Source organism: Mycolicibacterium tokaiense (assembly GCF_010725885.1).
GTDB lineage: Bacteria > Actinomycetota > Actinomycetes > Mycobacteriales > Mycobacteriaceae > Mycobacterium > Mycobacterium tokaiense.
This window is the reverse complement of sequence record NZ_AP022600.1, coordinates 5,677,858-5,698,403: the sequence shown is the minus strand read 5'-3', so window position 1 is coordinate 5,698,403 and position 20,546 is coordinate 5,677,858. Positions and strand designations below refer to the sequence as shown.

At 69.1% G+C, this 20,546-nt stretch carries 20 protein-coding genes and 1 pseudogene; 10 read left to right on the top strand and 11 right to left on the bottom strand.

Annotated features, from left to right (window positions below):
- The first annotated feature begins 58 nt into the window (after positions 1-58).
- Positions 59-544, top strand: coding sequence for a hypothetical protein (locus G6N58_RS27495; protein WP_115280695.1), 486 nt, complete (start codon positions 59-61; stop codon positions 542-544).
- Between the two features lie 6 nt (positions 545-550).
- On the opposite strand, the gene G6N58_RS27490 is transcribed toward G6N58_RS27495, so the two are convergent.
- From G6N58_RS27490 to G6N58_RS27475, 4 genes are read right to left on the bottom strand one after another with little or no spacing between them, the layout of a single operon-like run.
- Positions 551-1,267: an adenosylcobinamide-GDP ribazoletransferase gene (locus tag G6N58_RS27490; RefSeq protein ID WP_276017207.1), complete on the bottom strand. Its 717-nt coding sequence runs from the start codon at positions 1,265-1,267 to the stop codon at positions 551-553.
- Positions 1,267-2,334: a nicotinate-nucleotide--dimethylbenzimidazole phosphoribosyltransferase gene (gene cobT / locus G6N58_RS27485; RefSeq protein ID WP_115280697.1), complete on the bottom strand. Its 1,068-nt coding sequence runs from the start codon at positions 2,332-2,334 to the stop codon at positions 1,267-1,269. The genes G6N58_RS27490 and cobT overlap by 1 nt, the downstream gene beginning before the upstream one ends.
- The gene (locus G6N58_RS27480; RefSeq protein ID WP_115280698.1) at positions 2,335-2,865 is read right to left on the bottom strand and encodes a bifunctional adenosylcobinamide kinase/adenosylcobinamide-phosphate guanylyltransferase; all 531 of its coding nucleotides are present in this window, start codon (positions 2,863-2,865) and stop codon (positions 2,335-2,337) included.
- A gap of 9 nt (positions 2,866-2,874) precedes the next feature.
- The gene (locus G6N58_RS27475; RefSeq protein ID WP_115280699.1) at positions 2,875-3,543 is read right to left on the bottom strand and encodes a DUF3043 domain-containing protein; all 669 of its coding nucleotides are present in this window, start codon (positions 3,541-3,543) and stop codon (positions 2,875-2,877) included.
- Between the two features lie 95 nt (positions 3,544-3,638).
- On the opposite strand from G6N58_RS27475, the gene G6N58_RS27470 reads away from it, so the two are divergent.
- Together G6N58_RS27470 and G6N58_RS27465 are read left to right on the top strand one after the other, a co-directional pair.
- The gene (locus G6N58_RS27470; RefSeq protein ID WP_232068166.1) at positions 3,639-4,736 is read left to right on the top strand and encodes a glycerate kinase family protein; all 1,098 of its coding nucleotides are present in this window, start codon (positions 3,639-3,641) and stop codon (positions 4,734-4,736) included.
- 71 nt (positions 4,737-4,807) lie between these two features.
- A complete protein-coding gene (locus tag G6N58_RS27465) occupies positions 4,808-5,170 on the top strand; it encodes a HesB/IscA family protein (RefSeq protein ID WP_068917567.1) in 363 nt (120 codons plus the stop codon).
- A gap of 38 nt (positions 5,171-5,208) precedes the next feature.
- Here the strand turns inward: G6N58_RS27465 and G6N58_RS27460 are convergent, their stop codons facing one another.
- Positions 5,209-5,901, bottom strand: coding sequence for an Rv0361 family membrane protein (locus tag G6N58_RS27460; RefSeq protein WP_115280701.1), 693 nt, complete (start codon positions 5,899-5,901; stop codon positions 5,209-5,211).
- Between the two features lie 141 nt (positions 5,902-6,042).
- Here G6N58_RS27460 and G6N58_RS27455 point away from each other — a divergent pair, with 141 nt between their 5' ends.
- Positions 6,043-7,017 (top strand): carbohydrate kinase family protein, encoded by a 975-nt coding sequence (locus G6N58_RS27455; RefSeq protein ID WP_115282016.1) that lies wholly within the window; start codon positions 6,043-6,045, stop codon positions 7,015-7,017.
- A 50-nt stretch (positions 7,018-7,067) separates the two neighbouring features.
- Here G6N58_RS27455 and asnB read toward each other — a convergent pair whose 3' ends face one another.
- The gene (gene asnB / locus G6N58_RS27450) at positions 7,068-9,008 is read right to left on the bottom strand and encodes an asparagine synthase (glutamine-hydrolyzing) (protein WP_115280702.1); all 1,941 of its coding nucleotides are present in this window, start codon (positions 9,006-9,008) and stop codon (positions 7,068-7,070) included.
- A gap of 179 nt (positions 9,009-9,187) precedes the next feature.
- Between asnB and ctaC the strand changes: the two genes are divergently transcribed.
- The 4 genes from ctaC (at position 9,188) to G6N58_RS27430 (ending at position 12,301) form a co-directional block, all read left to right on the top strand.
- Positions 9,188-10,222 carry an aa3-type cytochrome oxidase subunit II gene (gene ctaC / locus G6N58_RS27445; RefSeq protein WP_115280703.1) on the top strand — a complete coding sequence of 345 codons (1,035 nt, stop codon included), beginning with the start codon at positions 9,188-9,190 and terminating at the stop codon, positions 10,220-10,222.
- Between the two features lie 27 nt (positions 10,223-10,249).
- Positions 10,250-10,669, top strand: a complete 420-nt coding sequence (locus tag G6N58_RS27440) for a cytochrome c oxidase subunit 4 (protein WP_068917563.1) — start codon at positions 10,250-10,252, stop codon at positions 10,667-10,669.
- 109 nt (positions 10,670-10,778) lie between these two features.
- Positions 10,779-11,660 carry an MmpS family transport accessory protein gene (locus G6N58_RS27435; RefSeq protein WP_115280704.1) on the top strand — a complete coding sequence of 294 codons (882 nt, stop codon included), beginning with the start codon at positions 10,779-10,781 and terminating at the stop codon, positions 11,658-11,660.
- 23 nt (positions 11,661-11,683) lie between these two features.
- Positions 11,684-12,301, top strand: coding sequence for a DUF2561 family protein (locus G6N58_RS27430; protein WP_115280705.1), 618 nt, complete (start codon positions 11,684-11,686; stop codon positions 12,299-12,301).
- Between the two features lie 462 nt (positions 12,302-12,763).
- Here G6N58_RS27430 and qcrB read toward each other — a convergent pair whose 3' ends face one another.
- From qcrB to ctaE, 4 genes are read right to left on the bottom strand one after another with little or no spacing between them, the layout of a single operon-like run.
- Positions 12,764-14,455: a cytochrome bc1 complex cytochrome b subunit gene (gene qcrB, locus G6N58_RS27425; RefSeq protein ID WP_115280706.1), complete on the bottom strand. Its 1,692-nt coding sequence runs from the start codon at positions 14,453-14,455 to the stop codon at positions 12,764-12,766.
- Positions 14,452-15,666: a cytochrome bc1 complex Rieske iron-sulfur subunit gene (qcrA, locus tag G6N58_RS27420; RefSeq protein ID WP_115282017.1), complete on the bottom strand. Its 1,215-nt coding sequence runs from the start codon at positions 15,664-15,666 to the stop codon at positions 14,452-14,454. Before qcrA ends, qcrB begins: the two co-directional genes overlap by 4 nt.
- Positions 15,663-16,535, bottom strand: coding sequence for a cytochrome bc1 complex diheme cytochrome c subunit (gene qcrC, locus G6N58_RS27415; RefSeq protein ID WP_163908474.1), 873 nt, complete (start codon positions 16,533-16,535; stop codon positions 15,663-15,665). The genes qcrA and qcrC overlap by 4 nt, the downstream gene beginning before the upstream one ends.
- Positions 16,532-17,143, bottom strand: coding sequence for an aa3-type cytochrome oxidase subunit III (ctaE, locus tag G6N58_RS27410; protein ID WP_068917558.1), 612 nt, complete (start codon positions 17,141-17,143; stop codon positions 16,532-16,534). The genes qcrC and ctaE overlap by 4 nt, the downstream gene beginning before the upstream one ends.
- Positions 17,144-17,270: 127 nt before the next feature.
- On the opposite strand from ctaE, the gene trpD reads away from it, so the two are divergent.
- Positions 17,271-18,353 carry an anthranilate phosphoribosyltransferase gene (gene trpD / locus G6N58_RS27405; protein WP_115280708.1) on the top strand — a complete coding sequence of 361 codons (1,083 nt, stop codon included), beginning with the start codon at positions 17,271-17,273 and terminating at the stop codon, positions 18,351-18,353.
- On the opposite strand, the pseudogene G6N58_RS27400 reads toward trpD, so the two are convergent.
- Positions 18,246-20,130 (bottom strand): annotated as a pseudogene (locus G6N58_RS27400) (DEDD exonuclease domain-containing protein); the annotation flags it as partial. The gene trpD and the pseudogene G6N58_RS27400 overlap by 108 nt on opposite strands.
- A gap of 144 nt (positions 20,131-20,274) precedes the next feature.
- Between G6N58_RS27400 and G6N58_RS27395 the strand changes: the two are divergent.
- The gene (locus G6N58_RS27395) at positions 20,275-20,508 is read left to right on the top strand and encodes a hypothetical protein (RefSeq protein WP_115280710.1); all 234 of its coding nucleotides are present in this window, start codon (positions 20,275-20,277) and stop codon (positions 20,506-20,508) included.
- The last annotated feature ends 38 nt before the right edge of the window (positions 20,509-20,546 follow it).

The window sequence follows — 20,546 nt, the reverse complement described above, 5'->3', positions numbered from 1 at the left end:
CCAACGTAAATATGACGGGCGTCGAGGGGGGTCGCGTGTCCGGACCGGAAGTGAACGCATGACGCAGCGCGGGGTGGGTGTCGAGGTGGTCCGGGTGTGGCTGACCGAGGCCAGCTGGCAGACCCACCGGGAGCTCAACGGACTGGACTCGACGCGCTACCCGGTGATCGTGCAGCTGTCGCGGCCATTGGATCCGTTCGAGGCCGTGGCGTTGGACCGCCTCGGTGCGCTGGTCCGCCAGATTCCGGACCAGCCCGGGTTGGGGATGATCGCCGACACCACGCTCCCGCTGGTGAAGAACTCGATGTTCCGCATCCAACGCGAACTCGCCGACGCCCTGGCCTTGGCGGTTCGCCTGCGCGACGCCGCCGCCGCGGCCGATCTGCAGATGGCACGGCTGGTCAACGACATCAACACCGAGCTCGGTGCGCAGCGGCTTCCGGAGCCTCCGGCCATCGCCGCGTCGCCGGACCCGGCATTGGAACCCGCGGCCCGGATCCTGACGCGCGCCTACGAAGACGGCACTCTCTCGATCGGCGCCTAGCCCTGCCTAGCGGGCCAGCAATCCCAGCGCCACCACCGTCGTTGTCACCTCGACGGTGAAGCCGAGAACGTCGCCGGTGATCCCACCGAACCGGCGCACACAGTGCGTCACCAGGATCGCGGTCACGGCCAGCCCGGCCAGTACCGCCACCGGACCCTGCCACAGCCGTGGCGTCGCGAAAGCGGCCAGCCACACCAGCAGTCCGACCCACAGCGCCACCGACCAGATCGGCTGGGTGCCGGCCACCGCACCACCGAGGGCACTGCCCGCGGCGGCCGGCACCGAGCGTCGGCACGCCGCCACCGCGGCCACCCGCCCGGCGACAACGGCGACCACGATCGCCACCCAGTCCAGAGTCGAGTACGCCGCCGCCTGCACGCCCAGCACCAGCACCACCGCCGCCACGCCGAACGGACCCGCCGTGCCGTCGCGCATCACCGCCAGCGCCCGCTCGGGAGGTCCGTAGCAGCCCAGTCCGTCGACGGTGTCCGACAGCCCGTCGATGTGCAGTCCGCGGGTGGCCAGCAGCAGCGCCGCCACCGTCAGCAGGCCCGGCAGCATTCCGTCGAAAAGCGCTGCAGCACCGGCGTTCACCGCCGCCGCGAGTACGCCGAGGGCAATGCCCACCACCGGCAGCAGCGCCACGGTGGCGCGGCCGATCGGGGCCTGGCTGCGCACCGGCAGCACGGTCGCGAAGGAGAACGCACTGGCGAGTGCGCCCATCACGGCGTCGCCGGATCTGACTCCTGGCGGCTCGTGACCCCGGCGGAATCGAAGGTCGCCATATGTGCAAGGGTGGCCACCGCACCGCGCAGCACCGACAGCGCGACCACCGCACCGGTGCCCTCACCCAGGCGCATCTGCAGATCCAGGACGGGTTCGAGCTCCAGCTGCGCCAGTGCCAGCGCATGTGCGGGTTCGGTGGAGCGGTGCCCGGCCTGCCACCATGCCCGAGCGCCCGGCGCCAGCCGTTCGGCCGCCAGCGCCGCGGCGCCGATCACCACGCCGTCGAGCAGCACGGGAGTCCGCCGGATCGCCGCCTGGGCCAGGAATCCCGCCGTCGCGGCCAGATCTGCACCGCCGGCGATGCGCAGCAGGGCCAGGGTGTCGAACCGGTCGCCGTACGCGCGGTACATCGCGTCGCGCACGGCCGCGGTCTTGCGGCGCCAGCCGTGATCGTCGATCCCGGTGCCGCGGCCCACCGCCACCACCGGTTCGGTGTTGGTCATCAGCGCGATCAACACCGTTGCGGGCGTGGTGTTCCCGATGCCCATGTCGCCGGCGATCAACAGGTCGGCGCCGGCGTCCACTTCTTCGTCGGCGACCCGGGCGCCGGCGCGCACCGCGGCCTCCACCTGCTCCTCGGTCAGCGCGTCCTCGACGGCGATGTTGCCGCTGGACCGCCGGATCCGGTACTCGGCTTCGGTGTCGGTGTCGTCATCGATGGCGACGTCGACCACCCGCACCGACGCCCCGGCCACGTCGGCCAACACGTTGACCGCGGCGCCGCCGGCGGCGATGTTGGCGGCCATCTGTGCGGTGACCTCCGGCGGGTACGCCGACACCCCGGCGGTGGCGACGCCGTGATCGCCGGCGAACACCACCACCCGCGCACGCGCGAATTGTGCTGGCGGACACTGTCCCTGGCACGCGGCCGCCCAGATCGACAGGGCCTCCAGCCGGCCCAGGGCGCCGGTGGGCTTGGTCAGCGTGCCCTGGCGCGCGGCCGCGGCGGCCGCGGCGTCGGCGTCGGGCGCGCCCACAGTGGGGAACATCGAAGCGGAGTCCATCTACGACCTCTGCGGGGTCAGGGTCAACGGCTGCCCGGCGATCACCAGGACCACCCGGTCGCACACCGCGGCCAACTGCTGGTTCAGCGCACCGAGCGCGTCGGCGAACCGTCGTCCGGCCTCGGTGTCGGGCACCACCGTCAAGCCCACCTCGGGGCTGACCAGCACCAGCGGTGATCCGAACTCCTCGACCGCGGCCACCAGGGCGTCGGTGTCCGCGGTGACCGGGCCCCCCGACCAGGCGCCGGCCCGGTCCATCGCCGTCGTCAGCCAGTTCCCAATGTCGTCGACCAGTGCAGCGGTGCCCCGGTGGGCACGCAACTGCGCTGCCACATCCGAGGTTTCGACGGTCTCCCAGTGCGGCGGCCGGCGCAGCTGATGGGCGGCCACGCGCGCCGACCAACTCTCGTCGTCGGCCACCGGGCCGGTGGCCAGGTACCGCACCGGTGCGTCACCGCACGATTCGGCGATGGCCTGCTCGGCCCAGCGTGACTTGCCCGATCGGATACCGCCGAGCACCAGCGTGCGCACCAGCTGGGGTCAGGCGACTTTGTCGCCGCGGTTGACCATCGGCCTCGGCGCTCGCATCCTGCGCAGCTGCGAGGCCCGCCCGGCGGCGTAGAAGCCGAGCTTGACGCGGCCCTCGGTGTTGTCCGGGAACTTGACGTCCACGGCGTTGTTCACCTTGCGCGCCAACAGGATGCCGTCGATGGCCATGATCGCCATCAGCACCAGCATGGCCGGGGAGATGTAGTACTGCACCTGCGGCACGGCCAGCATCACGAAGATCAGGAACAGGGCGGCGGGCATGAAGAGGCCGAGCAGGTTGCGCCGGGAATCGACAATGTCGCGGGCATAGCGGCGCACCGGACCCTGATCCCGGGGCAACAGATAGGCCTCGTCGCCGGCCATCATCCGTTCGCGACGCTCGTTGGTGCTCGCGCGGCGTTCGGCGCGCTGGATCTTGCGCTCTTCCTTCGACAGCTTGGGGCCGGCCATCGCCTTGCGACGGGCCCGGGCCTCCTTGGTGGTCATCGGTGCGGGCGCCACGGGGCCACGCCGCTTGGCGCTGTCACGTTTGGGGGTGGGCCTGCCCTTGGGCGCGGTACCGGGAGCCGTCACCTCGTCCGAGGTGTGGTTCTCCTCCGTCGTCGTGACGCTGACGTCGTCGGGATCTCCGTCGTCTTTCTTGCGGCCCAGCAGTTTCACACTGCCAGGTTACTTGGGACACGCCCGTGCCCGGAAATGCACCGGGAGAACGCGCACCCTAATCTGCAGGGATGACGGTCACACAGGATTCAGCTCTGCGCGTGTTGATCGCTCCTGATTGTTTCGGTGACACCTTGACGGCGGTGGAGGCCGCCCAGGCGATCGCGGTGGGCTGGCAGCAGTCGCGTCCCGGTGACGAGTTGACGCTGGCCCCGCAGTCCGACGGCGGTCCCGGGTTCGTCGGGGTGCTGGCCAGTCGGCTCGGCGAGCTGCGGCACAGCCGGGTGTGCGGTCCGCTGGACTCGCCGGGGGCGGAATCGGTGGACGCCGAGTGGGTGTTCGACCGCGTCACCGACCCGGAGCGGCCCACCGCCTACATCGAATGCGCGCAGGCCTGCGGGCTGACCTTGCTGGGCGGTCCGCCGACCGTGGCCACCGCAGTGGCCGCACACACCTACGGGGTCGGTCAGTTGGTGGCCGCCGCACTGGCGGCCGGGGCCACCCGGATCGCCGTCGGCCTGGGCGGCAGCAGCACCACCGACGGCGGTCGCGGCATGATCGAGGCACTCGGCGGTCTGACCGCCGCCCGCGCCGGGCTGGCGGAGGTCGAGGTGATCGTGGCCTCCGACGTCGAGCACCCGCTGCTGGGGCCCATGGGCGCCGCGCACGTGTTCGGCCCGCAGAAGGGTGCCGATCCGGCCACCATCGAACTCCTGGAGAAGCGGCTCGCCGACTGGGGCGCCGAACTGGACGCCGCGGCGGGCCGTCCGGTCAGCACCGAGGCCGGCGCCGGGGCGGCAGGAGGATTGGGCGCGGCACTGCTGGCCCTGGGCGGGCACCGGGAGTCCGGCGCGGCCATCATCGCCGAACACACCCGGCTGGCCGACGATGTCGCCGTGGCCGAGCTGGTGATCACCGGCGAAGGGCGCTTCGACGACCAGTCGCTGCACGGCAAGGTGGTCAGCGCCCTGGCAGGCGGAGCCGGCGCGCACAAGATCCCGGTGCTGGTCTTGGCCGGTCAGGTGACCTTGGACACCGACGCGCTGCGCGGGGCGGGAATCGCCGCGGCGTTCGCAGTCGCCGATTACGCCGGCTCGGTGCAGGTGGCCATCGACGACGCGGCAAATCAGCTTGCCGGGCTGGCGCGCCGGGCGGCGGCGGAGATCGCGAAGTCGGTCGAAGATCGGGAATAGCCATCGGAGAAGGTACCGTTGGAGCTGTATGGGTTGACGCCCGTACCACGTATGTCACCGAGGGAGACGTAATGACTGTTCAGGAAGAGTCAGCGACCACCACCGCTGCCCACGGTGTGACGCTGTCCGACGCCGCGGCCGCAAAGGCGAAGGCGCTGCTCGACCAGGAGGGCCGCGACGATCTGGCGCTGCGCATTGCTGTGCAGCCGGGTGGTTGCGCCGGGCTGCGGTACAACCTGTTCTTCGACGACCGCACGCTGGACGGCGACCTCAACGTCGAATTCGGCGGGGTGTCTCTGACCGTCGACCGGATGAGCGCTCCGTACGTCCAGGGCGCCACGATCGATTTCGTGGACACCATCGAGAAGCAGGGTTTCACCATCGACAACCCGAACGCCACGGGCTCGTGCGCCTGCGGCGATTCGTTCAACTGATCGTCTGATCCACCCAGCCGGGCACGTTCTAGCAGCTGCTAGAACGTGCCCGCTGTGCGTAGTACGTAAGAACACACCAACACGTCGTCGCCGTAGGCCAGCAGTTGGGCCACCCCCTGGCGGGTGTCGTCACCGCCGCGATTGCCGACCGCAGGTACCACCTGCATGCTGAACAGGGCCTGGGCGCTGCTGGGTGAGGCGAACACCATGGTGTCGACGCTGGTGACGCGGGCGCTGGAGAACTGCTTCTGGAACGCGTCACTGCTCAGCCGGGCCAGCGCGTCGTCGGCGCGACGGTCTTTCACCCCGTCGTAGAGCCCACACAGACTGTTGCGCGAAATTGCTTCCACATCACTGTCGGACAGCGCATCGAGATACCCCTGGATGGCCTCCTGGGCGCTGGCGGTGGTGAGCACCGCGCCCCGCGCGTCGTCGCCGCGACCGAGCAGCGTCACCGCCGCCACCACGGCACCGATCACCACCACAGCCGTCACCGCTGCCAGGATCGGTTTCCACCGACTCTTGTCGGGATACGGCACCGGCGGGGGCACCGGCCCGGGGAACGGCGGTGGTCCCACCGGTCCCGTCGGGAACTGCGCACTGGGCGGCGGCTCCGGAGGACGGTAGGGACCCCAGGCGCCACCGAAATTGGGCGGGAAGACGGGCTGCTCGGGTCTGCGCTCGGGTCCTGGCATGCCGGCGCCCTGGTGGGGCGGGTAAACGCCGGACATGGTTTCTCCCGGGGTAGGGCCGACAACATCGCGTGGACGGCCAGGCTATCGCACCGGGGGAGAGATGAGCCGATGCGCAGGCACCGGTAGGGTCGGATGCGCCTGACCCCGAAACCTCACAAAAATCGGATGGAGCTGCTGGTGAGCATTGCCGTGACCGGATCGATCGCAACGGATCATCTGATGCGTTTTCCGGGTCGCTTCGCCGAGCAGCTGCTCGCCGAACATCTGCAGAAGGTCTCGCTCAGCTTCCTCGTCGACGACCTGGTGATGCACCGCGGCGGCGTCGCGGGCAACATGGCCTACGCCATCGGCATCCTGGGCGGCAGCCCCACGCTGGTGGGGGCCGTCGGCTCGGACTTCGACGACTACCGGCAGTGGCTGGAGTCCAACGGGGTGGATTGCTCGCAGGTGCTGGTGTCGCAGGACGCCTACACCGCCCGCTTCGTCTGCACCACCGACCAGGACATGGCCCAGCTGGCGTCGTTCTACCCCGGCGCGATGTCGGAAGCCCGCACCATCTCACTGGCCAAGCTGGTCGAGGCCACCGGCACGCCCGAGCTGGTGATCGTCGGCGCCAACGACCCGGAAGCGATGTTCCTGCACACCGAGGAGTGCCGTTCCCTGGGTCTGGCCTTCGCCGCCGACCCGTCGCAGCAGCTGGCCCGACTCAATCGCGAGGAGATCCGCCGCCTGATCGACGGCGCCACCTACCTGTTCACCAACGACTACGAATGGGACCTGCTGTTGCAGAAGTCCGGCTGGTCCGAGGCCGAGGTGATGCAGCAGATCGAGTTGCGCGTCACGACGCTGGGGGAGAAGGGCGTCGACCTGGTGGGTCGCGACGGCACCTTCGTGCACGTCGACGTGGTACCCGAGACCCACAAGGCCGACCCGACGGGGATCGGCGATGCGTTCCGCGCGGGGTTCCTGACCGGGCGCACCGCGGGCCTGAGCTTGGAGCGCTCTGCGCAGTTGGCGTCGCTGGTGGCCACCCTGGTGCTGGAAGCGCCGGGTCCCCAGGAGTGGACCTGGGACAAGGCGGCCGCGCTGCCGCGCCTGGCCGAGGTCTACGGCACCGAGGCCGAGTCCGAGATTGCCGCCGCGCTGCTGTGATTTGAGGGGTTTCACCGGCGGTGAGCGCCGGTGAGACTCCGCAAATCGCTCTAGAGCTCGACGGGGTAGACCGGCTCGTCGATGTGCGGGGTGATGGACCGCTCGATGAAGATGGCGTGCCAGAGCATGAAGATCAGCACCGTCCACAGCCGGCGGCTGTGATCGGCGGCGCCGGTGCGGTGTTCGTCGAGCATGCGCTGCACACCCGCGAGGTCGACCAGGTGACCGGCCTGCGAGGTGGTGATCATCGCGTGCGCCCACTCCAGCAGCTCACCGGAGCGCAGCCAGTGCCGGATCGGCACCGGGAAGCCCAGCTTGGCCCGGTGCAGCACATGCGCGGGCACGATCGGTTCCAATGCCCGGCGCAGGGCGTATTTGGTGGTGGTCCGGGTGATCTTCTGCTCCAGCGGCAGCCGCGACGCCACCGCGAACACCTCGGGATCCAGGAACGGCACCCGCAGCTCCAGCGAATTGGCCATCGTCATCTTGTCGGCCTTGACCAGGATGTCGCCGCGCAGCCAGGTGAACAGATCGAGATGCTGCATGCGGGCCACCGGGTCCCAGCCCGCCGACTGCCGGTAGATCTCGGCGGTCACGTCGGTGTGCGTCCAGTCGGCGCGGAACCCCGGCAGCACCGCCCGTAGCTGGGCGTCGGAGAAACTGCGGGCATTGCCGTAATAGCGCTGTTCGAGGGTCAGCGAGCCGCGGTGCAGCAGGCTCTTGCCGCGCATGCCGTCCGGCAGCGGTTGTGACGCCTTGCCCAGTGAGCGCCGCACCGGCCGGGGCAGATAGTCGAATGCCTTGAGTGACAACGGTTCCCGATAAATGGTGTAGCCGCCGAACAGCTCGTCGGCGCCCTCGCCGGAGAGCACCACCTTGACGTGCTTGCGGGCTTCCCTGGCGATGAAGAACAACGGCACCAGCGCCGGGTCGGCGACGGGTTCGTCCAGATACCAGACGATCTCGGGCAGCGCGGCGACGAACTCGGCCGGGCTGACCACCTTGGCGACGTGCCGGGCGCCGATGGCCTCGGCGGAGGCGACCGCCACGTCGACCTCGGAGAAGCCCTCCCGTTCGAACCCGGTGGTGAAGGTGATCAGCTTCGGGTTGTGCCGGATGGCCAGCGCGGCGATGGCGGTGGAGTCGATGCCGCCGGACAGGAACGCGCCCACGGTCACGTCGGCGCGCATATGCTTGGCCACCGAGTCCTCGAGCACCCGGGTGATCTCGTCGTAGCGGGCCTGCTCGCCACCGGCCCGGAACGCGGACACGGGGAAGGTGGGCGTGAAGTACCGCGACACCTGCGGCTGCCCGCCGGGGGAGATGCGGGCGTAGCAGCCGGACTCCAGCCGGCGGACCTGCCGGTGCAGGGTCTCGGGCTCGGGCACGTACTGCAACACGGTGTAGTGCTGGACAGCGCGGTGGTCGAGGCCGGTGTCGCCGACATCGATCCCGAGCACTTCCGACAGATCGGTGAGGCACTTCTTCTCACTGCCCACCGCGGTGCCGCCCGGGCCGGTCGCCATGAACAGCGGCTTGATCCCGAACGGGTCGCGGGCGCAGAACAGTTCACCGGTGACGGTGTCCCACAGCGCGAAGGCGAACATGCCGCGCAGCCGCGGCAGGGCGTCCACGCCCCAGTGGTGGTACGCCGCGACGATGGCCTCGCCGTCGCCCTCGGTGTGGAACTGCGCGCCGAACTCCTCGCTCAGCTGCGCGCGCACCTCGAGGTAGTTGTAGATCTCGCCGTTGAACACCAGCACATAGCGCTGCGGTGCGTCGGGCGGTCCCCAGCGCAGCGGCTGGTGCGAATGGGCGATGTCGATGATGGACAGTCGGTTGAAGCCCAGGACCACCCGATCGTCGGACCACGTGCCCGGTTCATCGGGTCCACGGTGGCGCATCAGGTGCGCCGCGCCGGCCACCGCATCGACGATTTCGGGTGTGACGGGCCGGCCCGGTTCACACAGCAGAGCTACGAGTCCGCACATCGCCGCCAAGTATGCCAAGCGGCGGTGAAACGCATACGGCAGGTGGTTCGAGCTCGGCTAGTGGGCGTGGTCTACGCTGCGTAGTATTCGACGGAAATCCGCCGTGTCCGCGGTGGGAACCCAGCGGACGGAATACAGGAGGCGCCAGCGTGAAGACCGGCCGTTCTCGTCGGCTCAGGATGGTGGCTTTGGCGGCCACGTTCGGTGCGCTGGCCTTTGTTCTCAGCGGCTGCAGCCTCACCGACGCGCTGGCCCTGGGATGGCCCAAGGGCATCACCCCGGAAGCGCATCTGAACCGCGAACTGTGGATCGGTTCGGTCGCGGCGTCCTTCGTCGTCGGCGGAATCGTCTACCTGCTGCTGTTCTGGACTTCGGTGTTCCACCGCAAGAAGGCCACCGACACGGAGCTGCCCCGGCAGTTCGGCTACAACATGCCGCTCGAGCTGGTCCTGACGGTCATCCCGTTCCTCATCATCTCCGTGCTGTTCTACTTCACCGTGGTGGTGCAGGAGACCATGCTGGCCAAGGAGCCCAACCCCGAGGTCGTCATCGACGTCACCGCCTTCCAGTGGAACTGGAAGTTCGGCTACCAGAAGGTCGCCTTCGCCGACGGCACGTTCGACTACGACGGTGTGGACAACGAGCGCAAGGAAGCCATGGTTTCCGCGCCCGCCGAGGGCGACGGGCGCGCCGGCGAAGGTGAGGGCCAGGAAGGCCACCCCGAGGTCGGGCCGCTGGCGGGCAAGAACCCCGAGGACCGCTCCTACCTGAACTTCGACGAAGTCGAGACACTGGGCACCAGTGACGAGATCCCGATCCTGGTGCTGCCCACCGGCAAGCGCGTCGAGTTCCAGATCGCCTCCGCCGACGTCATCCACGGGTTCTGGGTGCCCGAGTTCCTCTTCAAGCGGGACGTGCTGCCCAACCCCAGGGAGAACAACTCCGACAACATCTTCCAGATCAGCGAGATCCTGGAGACCGGTGCGTTCGTCGGCCGCTGCACCGAGATGTGCGGCACTTACCACTCGATGATGAACTTCGAGGTCCGTGTGGTGGAGCCCAACGACTTCAAGGCGTATCTGCAGTACCGCATCGACAACCCCGACGCCACCAACGCCCAGGCGCTGCAGGCCATCGGCCAGGATCCGGTCGCCGTCACCACCCGGCCGTTCGACACGCGCCGCGGTGAGCAGGCGCCCCCCCTGCGGAACTGACGGCAGCAGGACCGAGAGGAATTCACCATGCACATCGAAGCCCGGCTGTTCGAGATCCTGACCGCCTTCTGCGTTGTCGCAGCCATCGTCTATGCGTCGTTGACGCACTTCTACCAATACGGTGGCATCGAGTGGGCCGGCACCACCGCCCTCGTGCTGACCGCGGGCCTGTCCTTGATCATCGGCACGTTCTTCCGCTTCGTGGCTCGGCGTCTGGACACCCGGCCCGAGGACTACGAAGATGCCGAGATCAGTGACGGCGCCGGCGAGCTGGGCTTCTTCAGCCCGCACAGCTGGTGGCCGATCCTGATCGCGTTGTCCTTCTCCACCGCCGCTGTGGGCGCCGCCCTGTGGCTGCCCTGGCTGATCGTCGCGGGCGTCTGCTTCGTGTTGTTCAGCGCCGGTGGTCTGGTGTTCGAGTACTACTGGGGCCCCGAGAAGCACTGAGTCCGAGCGGGCTTGGTTTGTCACGGTCTGTCGCGATCGTCCGGGCGCGTCGGTTGGGTAGTGTTGCCCACGCACGAGTGGGTGATCGACTCGAGAAGGACAGGCGGACATGAGCGGGCCGAATCCACCAGGGGCGGATTCCGGGGACGACGAGGGCACCTCGTCGACTCCTGACGGCTTCGTCGAGGATCTCAGCAAGGAGTACGGCACCGACCTGGTGCCCGCCGAGTTTCCGTCCCGCGCTTACTCGGCCCCCGAGTCCGAGCAGTTCACCACGGGACCCTATGTACCGGCCGATCCCCACCTCTACGACTACGACAACTACGACGGTGTTGGCGCAGCCGAGGACAGCAAGCCGCCGCGCTGGCCGTGGGTGGTCGGCATCACCGCCATCATCGCCGCGATCTCCCTGGTGGTGTCGGTGTCGCTGCTGGTCACCAGTACCAGCACCGACGATCTCGCCACGCCCGGGACGTCCACCACCAGCCGGGCACCGGTGCAGGACGAGATCACCACCACCACGCCACCCCCGCCGCCACCACCGCCGACCACGACGGAGCCCCCGCCCCCTCCGCCGCCACCGCCCACCGAGACGGTCACGGTGACCCCGGAAGAACCGCCTCCTCCTCCGCCGCCGCCCGTGGAGGAGCCCCCGCCTCCGCCGCCGGCCACCACCGAGGCGCCGCCGCCTCCGCCGCCGACCACCACGGCGCCCCCGGGACCGCGGCAGGTCACCTACTCCATCACCGGCACCAAAGCGCCCGGTGACGTCATCTCGGTGACCTACATCGACGCGTCGGGCCGCAGCCGCACGCAGCGCAACGTCTACATCCCCTGGTCGCTGACGGTCACGCCCATCTCGCAGTCCGAGGTCGGCTCGGTGCAGGCCTCCAGCCTGTTCCTGGTCAGCCGCCTCAACTGCTCCATCACCACCAGCGACGGCACGGTGCTGTCGTCGAACAACGGCAACGCGGCGCAGACCAGTTGTTGAAGCAGAAATCGGGGGGAAGCTCTATGGACAGGCGCCCGCAGGACCGGCTGTCGGGCTCACCCGAGCTGATCGACCGCGGTGTGATCGCGGCCTGCGCGGTGACGTGGCTGGCGGCCCTGGGCGTCGCGGTGGCGGCAGGCGTGGCCCTGGTGAAGCTCGGATCCGTGCACACCTCCCGGCCGGCCGAAGACGCCGGCACCCCGTGGTTGCTCTACACCGTCATCGGCGTCTCTGCGCTGGTGATCCTCTTGGCGGTGCCGCTGCTGTTGCGCGCCCGGCGCGCCGTCGACGAGCCCGCACCGCCACCGCGCACCGGCCCCAAAACCGTTCAGGCGCGCGCCTTGCTGGCCGATCAGGACCCGCCGGACTATCCCGGGCCCACCCCCGCGCGGCACTCACCGGAAGCCGTCCCGGCGACCTTCCTGGACCGGATGTGGTTGCGCTGCGGGCTCGGGGTGCTGACCGGTGTGGGACTGGCGTATGTGGCGGTGGCGGTGGCCACCTATCTGATGGCGCTGGGCAGCACCACCGCCTCCTGGGTGGCCTACGGGGTGGCAGGCGCCATCACCCTGGCGACGGTGGCCATCCCGCTGGTCTATCTGCGTCAGCTGCGCGGCCTGCTGGCCGCTGAGGCCGACTAGAGCTCCGCGATACGTAACCCTGTGTGACGAGTGTGGGCCGCGCAGGTTTACGTCTGGCGCTGCTGGGGCCGCTGACGTCGACCAGAGCCGTGGTCCGGCGCGACACGTAACCGCCTGCGACGACTCGCCGGTGTGGGTCGCGCAGGTTTACGTCTGGCGCAGCTGCGGGACGTCGACCAGAGCCCTGGTCCGGCGCGACACGTAACCGCCTGCGACGACTCGCCGGTCTGGGTCGCGCAGGTTTACGTCTCGCGCCGTAGCGGGGCCGCTGAGGCCGACTAGAGCTCCGCGATACGTAACCCTGTGTGACGACTCGCCGGTGTGTGTGGGTCGCGCAGGTTTACGTCTGGCGCTGCTGGGGCCGCGGTGGTGGGGGAGGGGAGCGGTCCGCGCGGGTCCCCGCACAAACAAAACGGCTGCGAGCACCGAAGTGCGCGCAGCCGTTTCGCTGTCCGGAGTCGGTCAGTGATGACCGTTCGAATGTCCGTTGGAGTGGCCGTTCGAATGTCCGTTGGAGTGCCCGTTCGACGAACCGTTGGTGCCGTGTTCGGTGTCCTGGTACTCCTTGAGCGCCGTGAGCTGGCGGTGGTGCGACGCGTGCTCGGCCTCGGTGAGTGCGGCGTCCTCGGTCACCGGATCCGGGTAGAGGAAGCTGCCACGGCCCGGGGCACCGCCCGATCCCAGCTTGTTCATCTTCTTCGGCACCGCGGCGCCCTGGTACTCCAGCGGAATGGGATGGCCGTGGTCGTCGACCGGGCCGATCGGCTGGTGCAGCTCGACGTACGCGCCGTGCGGGAGCCGCTTGATGATGCCGGTCTCGATGCCGTGCTCGAGCACCGCGCGGTCGGCGCGCTGCAGCGCAACGGCCCACCGGTAGGTGACGAAGTAGACGATCGGGGGCAGCACCACCATCGCGATGCGCGCGATCCAGGTGGTCGCGTTCAGCGAGATGTGGAATTTCAGGGCGATGATGTCGTTCATGCAGGCGTAGGTCATCAGGATGTAGAACGAGATGGCCATGGCGCCGATGGCAGTGCGCACCGGAGCGTCACGCGGGCGCTGCAACAGGTTGTGGTGCGCGTCGTCACCGGTGAACCGCTTCTCCAGGAACGGCCACGCGATCAGCAGGGTGAACACCAGGCCCATCAGGATCGCGATCCAGAACGGCTGGGGGATGGTGTAGTTGCCGATGTAGAACTCCCACGCCGGCCAGATACGGATCAGGCCGTCGGTCCACATCATGTAGAAGTCCGGCTGGCTTCCGGCCGACACCATGGACGGCTTGTAGGGACCCAGATCCCAGATCGGGTTGATCTGCAGCAACCCACCCATCAGGCCCAGGATGCCGACGGTCATCGCGAAGAAGGCGCCGGACTTGACGGCGAACACCGGCATGACGCGGACGCCGACGACGTTCTTCTCGGTGCGGCCGGGGCCGGGGAACTGGGTGTGCTTCTGGAACCAGACCAGCGCCAGGTGCGCACCGATCAACGCCAGCATGATGCCCGGGAGCAACAGGATGTGCAGGGCGTACAGGCGCGGGATGATGATGGTGCCCGGGAAGTCGCCGCCGAACAGGGCCCAGTGCATCCAGGTGCCGATCACGGGGATGCTCATCGTGATGCCGGAGAACGCGGCGCGCAGGCCGGTGCCGGAGAGCAGGTCGTCGGGCAGCGAGTAACCGAAGAAGCCCTCGAACATCGCCAGGATCAGCAGCAGCGAGCCGATCACCCAGTTGGCCTCACGGGGCCGCCGGAACGCGCCGGTAAAGAAGATGCGCGCCAGATGGACCATGATCGACGCCGCGAACAGCAGGGCCGCCCAGTGGTGGACCTGGCGGACGAACAGGCCGCCGCGGACCTCGAAGCTGATGTTCAGTGCCGACTCGTAGGCCTTCGACATCTGGATGCCGCGCAGCGGCTCGTAGACGCCGTTGTAGGTGACCTCGGCCATGGACGGGTCGAAGAACAGCGTCAGCCAGATGCCGGTGAGCAGCAGGATGATGAAGCTGTACAGCGCGATCTCACCGAGCAGGAACGACCAGTGCGTGGGGAACACCTTGTTGAGCTGTCGCCGCACCGCCGCTGACGGGTGATACCGCGAATCGATCGCGTCACCCTGCTTGGCCATCGTTTCAGCGAGTTTGGGACTCATGATCTCCGCTCCCAGAAGGCCGGTCCGACGGGTTCGATGAAGTCGCCGTTGGCGACCAGATAGCCGTCCTGATCAATGGTAATCGGCAGCTGCGCCAAGGCGCGGGCCGCCGGGCCGAAGATCGGCTTGGCAAAGTGCAACGCGTCGAACTGCGACTGGTGGCACGGGCACAGGATGCGGTAGGTCTGCTGCTCGTACAGCGAGGACGGGCAGCCCAGGTGCGAGCAGACCTTGGTGAAGGCGAAGAAGTCGCCGAAGTTGAAGCTCTCCTGGCCCTGACGCTTGACCACCTTGGACATGTCCTGTGGCTTGATGCGGATCAGCATCACCGGGTTGCGGACACCCATCTGGATGTGTGCCAGCGTCTCGTGCGATTCCACCGTGGTGCCGTCACCGTCGGATTCACGCCACGGGAACACCGTTTCCATACCGCCGGCGTCGAGATCCTCGGGCCGCATCTTGATGAAGGGGGAGTGGGCGTCACCGGTCGCGCGGGCCAGCCAGATGGTCTCGCCCTGGAACCGCGGGGTCCAGCCCGACGTCCACAGCACGGCCTTGGGGCCGTCGGCGGTGGGCACCACGGGCTTCCACGGGTTCTTGATCAGACCGCCGATGAAGGCGACCAGCGTGCCGACCCCGAAGGCGCCCAGACCCAGGCCCATCGAGATGCCGATCATCTTGCGGCGCTTGATCGTCGAGCCCTCGAGCGCGTCGGTCAGGTTCGCCACCACGGTCTTGCGCTGCAGCTCCGGCGACGCGCCGTCGTGGCGGTCCTGGATGGAGATCTCTTCCGGGATGAACTTCTTCTGGAAGAGCACCGCGCCCACACCGATGGCCAGGATCGACAGACCGAAGGTGAGGCCGTACAGCGGGGTGGTCAGGTTGTACATCACGCTGTCGGGGTTGTACTCCCACGGCCAGAAGATGAAGACCAGCAGCAGCGCCAGTCCGGCGACACCGCCGAGCATCAGCCAGTAGGAGACCGTGCGCTCGGCCCGCTTCTCGGCCTTGGTGCCCTCGACGGGCCAGCGCTTCTCCTTGAAGACGGTTTCGACGCCGTCGATCTTGCCGCCGAGGGCCAGCAGCTCCTCGCGCGACATCTTGGCCAGCTGCTCGTCGGTGGGGTCACCGGCGTCCAGGGTCTGCCCGGGGCTGTCGGTACCGGTGTTCACCTGATCGGGATCGTTGCCCCGTGCGTGTTCGTCGCTCATGCCCTTGCCCCGATCCACATCGCCACGCCGATGATGGCGACCATGCCGATGATCCATGCCGCCATGCCCTCAGAGGTGGGCCCGAACGCGCCCAGCCCGTAACCGCCCGGGCTGGGGGTTTCGGACGCTCCACGGACATAGGTGACGATGTCCGCCTTCTCCTCGGGAGTCAGCTGGCGGTCCGAGAACTTCGGCATGTTCTGCGGGCCGGTCAGCATGGCGGTGTAGATCTGCTGCGGATTGGCGTCGCCGAGGTCGGGGGCGTACTTGCCCGACGACAGGGCGCCGCCCTTGCCGGTGAAGTTGTGGCAGGAGGCGCAGTTCAGCCGGAACAGGTCCCCGCCGCGGGCCGCGTTGCCATGGGTCAGTGACTCCTGGGCGATCTGGCCGTTCTCGTCGCGGAGCACCATCGGGCCGCCGCCGTTGGCCTGGATGAAGGCGCCGAGGGCGTCGATCTGCGACTCGTCGAAGTTGGGTGGCTTCTGGGGCGCCTGGGCGTTGAGGCTCATCGCCGGCATGCGGCCGGTGGACACCTGGAAGTAGACGGCGGCCTCACCCACGCCCACCAGGGCGGGTCCGCGGTCGCCGACACCCTGCAGGTTGGCACCGTGGCAGGAGATGCACGACGTGTCGTAGAGCTGCTTGCCGGTGCGCAGCAGCGCCGACGCTGACTCGTCCGCCACCGCGACCTGCGGCTTGGGGGTCAGCACGGCAGCCAGGCCGCCGGCCATCGTCAACGCGATCAGCAGCAGCAGACCGGCGGTGAGCCGCCGGCGGGTGCGCCGCCGTGACTTGTCGGTGCCGGCTGATCGGGTCAACCGCGAGATCTTCAACCGAGCACTCCTGTTCATCGGGCTGGGTGAGCTCATCGGACGAAATAGATCACGGCGAACAGCGCGATCCACACGATGTCGACGAAATGCCAGTAGTAGGACACCACGATGGCCGCGGTGGCCTGGGCCGGGGTGAACTTGCTCATCCGGGTGCGGGCGAGCAGGAAGACGAACGCGACCAGACCGCCGATCACGTGCAGGCCGTGGAAGCCGGTGGCCAGGTAGAAGACCGTGCCGTACGCGCTGCCGGGGATCGTCGTCCCGGTGTGCACCAGGTGGTAGTACTCGTAGCCCTGGCCGAGCACGAAGAACGTGCCCATCGCGAGCGTCAGGGTGTACCAGCGGCGCAGGCCGAAGACGTCACCGCGCTCGGCGGCAAACACGCCCATCTGGCAGGTGAACGACGAGGCGATCAGCACCAGGGTGACCGGGACGGCGAGCGCGAGGTTCAGCTCGGTCGGGGCCGGCGGCCAGTCACCACCGGCCTGCGCCCGTGCGGTGAAGTACATCGCGAACAACCCCGCGAAGAACATCAGCTCGCTCGACAGCCACACGATGGTGCCGACACTGACCATGTTTGGCCTGTTCAGCGAATGAATCCGCGACGTGATGGCGGTTCCCGAACTCCCTACAGCGCTCGTCACATCAAGAAGTATGACGCTTTGTAGTTGTCGAACTCCACCCGGGGAGGGGTTTGGTAACAACTGTGTTCCTGGTAAGGGGGTCTAACAGCCCCGGGCGCTGTCGGCGTGTCTTCCGCGACATGGGAAAATCGCGCCCGTGACTGTGCCCGATTCGACGCTGAACCCCTCCATCACGTGGCCGCTGATCCTGGCGCGGTTGACCGATTCCCAGCCGCTGGCGACCGGCCAGGCGGCCTGGGCAATGGAACAGATCATGACCGGTGCCGCCACCCCGGCCCAGATTGCCGCCTTCGGGGTGGCCATGAAGATCAAACGCCCCACGGCCGCGGAGGTCAGCGAGCTGGCCGACACCATGCTCAGCCACGCCCGCAAGGTCCCCACCGATGTGATCGGCACCGACACGGTCGACGTGGTGGGCACGGGCGGTGACGGCGCGAACACCGTCAACCTGTCCACCATGGCTGCCATCGTGGTGGCCGCCGCGGGTGTCCGGGTGATCAAGCACGGCAACCGGGCCGCGTCGTCGATGTCGGGTGGAGCCGACACGCTCGAGGCACTGGGCGTACGCATCGATCTGGGCCCCGACGACGTGGCACGCTGCGTCGCCGAGGTGGGCATCGGATTCTGCTTCGCGCCGCAGTTCCACCCGTCGTTGCGGCACGCCGGTGCGGCCCGCCGCGAGATCGGGGTGCCGACGGTTTTCAATCTGCTGGGCCCGCTGACCAATCCGGCCGGCCCGCGCGCCGGACTGATCGGCTGCGCCTTCGGGGACCTGGCCGAGGTGATGGCCGGGGTGTTCGCGGCACGCCGCTCCAGTGTGCTGGTGGTGCACGGCGACGACGGTCTCGATGAACTGACCACCACCACGACGTCGACGATCTTCCGGGTTCAGGCCGGCACCATCGACCGGCTGACCTTCGACCCCGCCGGCTTCGGGTTTCCCCGTGCCCAGCTCTCGGAGCTGCTCGGCGGCGACGCGCAGAGCAACGCCGCCGAGGCGCGATCGGTGTTCGCCGGGGCGACGGGGCCGGTACGCGACGCGGTGATCCTCAACGCCGCCGGAGCCATGGTGGCGCACGCCGGTCTGACGTCCACCGCGGAGTGGCTGCCGGCCTGGGAGAGCGGACTCGAGCGGGCCGCGACGGCCATCGATTCGGGTGCCGCGGAGAAGCTGCTGACCAAGTGGGTGCAGTTCACCCAGAAGCTCTGAGGCGCCGGCGGACCGGGGCCAGCAGATCGGCATAGTCCGGCTCGGTGACCTGCTCGGCCGCCAGTCGCGCCGAGCGCGCCGTGGCCGCCCACCCGGCCCAGCGACCCGCTGCGTGTGCCGGCGACGCCCAGCCGTCGCTGGTCCGCACGATGCGGGTGCCCGGAACGGCCAGCCAGCGGACCAGCAGTGCGGTCTCCTCGACCAGGGCGCCACCCAGCGGAGCGGGTTCGGGGAGCACAGTCTGCGCGCCGGCGGTGACGGCGTCGACCACCGGCATGGGCGGCACCCCGCGCCGCGCGGTGCCCGCCGCGGCCAGCTGGCCGTGCCGGATGACCGCCAGATGCCAGCCGCCGGCACCGTCGGGCTGGGCGGCCACCAATTCGGCCACCGCTGCCAGAGCGCGGAGTCGCTGCCCGCGCCACACCACGTCCACGGCGGCGGCGGTGTGGTCCCGCAGCCGGGCCGCGCTCTCGAAGTGGCCGCGCCCGGCCAGGACGTCGATGTGGGCCAGGGCCGCGGCGAAGGCCTCGCCGTGGCCGCCGGCCATCAGCTCGGCGGCGCGGGCCACGGTGTGCGCGTAGTCGGCCGCCCCCACCTCGCGGGTCGCCGGGCAGGGGGACACCTCCCGCTCGGGGCAGCTGTGCAGCGCCGAGCGGCCGAACCGCTGCGTGCACGTGCGGATGCCGCTGAAGCGCGCCAGCAGGGCGCCGGTGTCAACGGCATCCGAGCGGGCCCGGAACGGGCCGATGGCCGCCCGCGCCCCCGGGGCGCGCACCACCGTCCAGCGCGGGAACGCCTCCTCGGACAGCGCCAGCCACCACCAGCGCTGCGGGAACTTCGACTTGCGGTTGTACGGCGGCGCGTGGGCGGCCAGCAGCCGCAGCTCGCGCACCCCGGCTTCGAGGGCGTGCGCGCACTCCACGTGGTCGACCGACTCTGCCAGCGACACCATCTCTTTCATCCGGGTCCGCGGATCGGCCCCGTTGAAGTACTGGCTGACGCGGCGATGCAGGTTCACCGCGGTGCCGATGTAGAGCACCTCGGCGGCCGGTCCGCGGAACAGGTAGACCCCCGGGGTGGTCGGTACTCCGGTGGCCAGCACCCGCTTGCGGCGCTGGGTCGGGGTGGCGTTGGGCAGATACGAGCGCAGCTGGGCGTAAGTGTGGACGCCCTGATTGCCCACCCGGGCGATCAGTCCGTGCAGGACGTCGACGGTGGCGCGGGCGTCGTCGAGTGCGCGGTGGGTGGGTTGGGTGCCCGAACGGAACAGCTGCGCCAGGGCGGACAGCCGCACGCTGGGGGCCTCATCCCTGGTCAGCACGCGGCGGGCCAGTCGCACGGTGCACAGCACGGGCGGGCGGGGCCAGATCAGGTCGCACTGCTGCGCCGCGGCTTTGAGGAAGCCGATGTCGAAGCCGGCGTTGTGGGCCACCAGCACCGTGCCGCGGCAGAACTCCAGGAACATCGGCAACACCGCTTCGATGGGCGGGGCGTCGCGGACCATTGCCGTGGTGATACCGGTCAGATGCACGATCTGCGGCGGGATGGCGCGTCCGGGATCGACCAGTGTGGCAAATTCTCCGAGCACCGCACCACCGCGCACCTTGACCGCACCGATCTCGGTGATGGCGTCGCTGTGGGCGCCGGTCCCGCGGGCCACCGCGCGTCCGCCGGTGGTTTCGAGATCCACCACCACGAACGTCGTCTCGTGCAGAGACAGGTCGGCCGACGGGTCGATGTCCGCGAAGCTCAGCTGCGCGGTGCGGTCGGCGGTCACAGCACCAGACGCTAGGAGGTCGCACCGACATCGTGCGGCAGCGCTGGGTCCGGCGCGTCTGTGCGCCAGCTGCCGGTGACTTGTCGGAGGGTCCGTTTAGCGTCAGCGACACCAACCTCGAACTGGAGTGAAAGGACCCGCGACATGGGAACCATCGGACGCCCGCCGGACCACGATGAACCGGTGACCATCGACTGCGATGACTGTGCGGTGCGCGGCCCCGGCTGCAGAGACTGCGTGGTCAGCGTCTTGCTCGGGGTGCCGGACACTTTGCTGGCCGACGAGCGCGCGGCGCTGGAAGCGCTTGCGGAGGTGGGTATGGCACCGCGATTGCGGCTGGTGCCCATCCATCGCAACCGGAAACCTGGGGTAGCGTGAGGCGCGCTGGAGACGACGCGCGACAACCGCACGCGGGA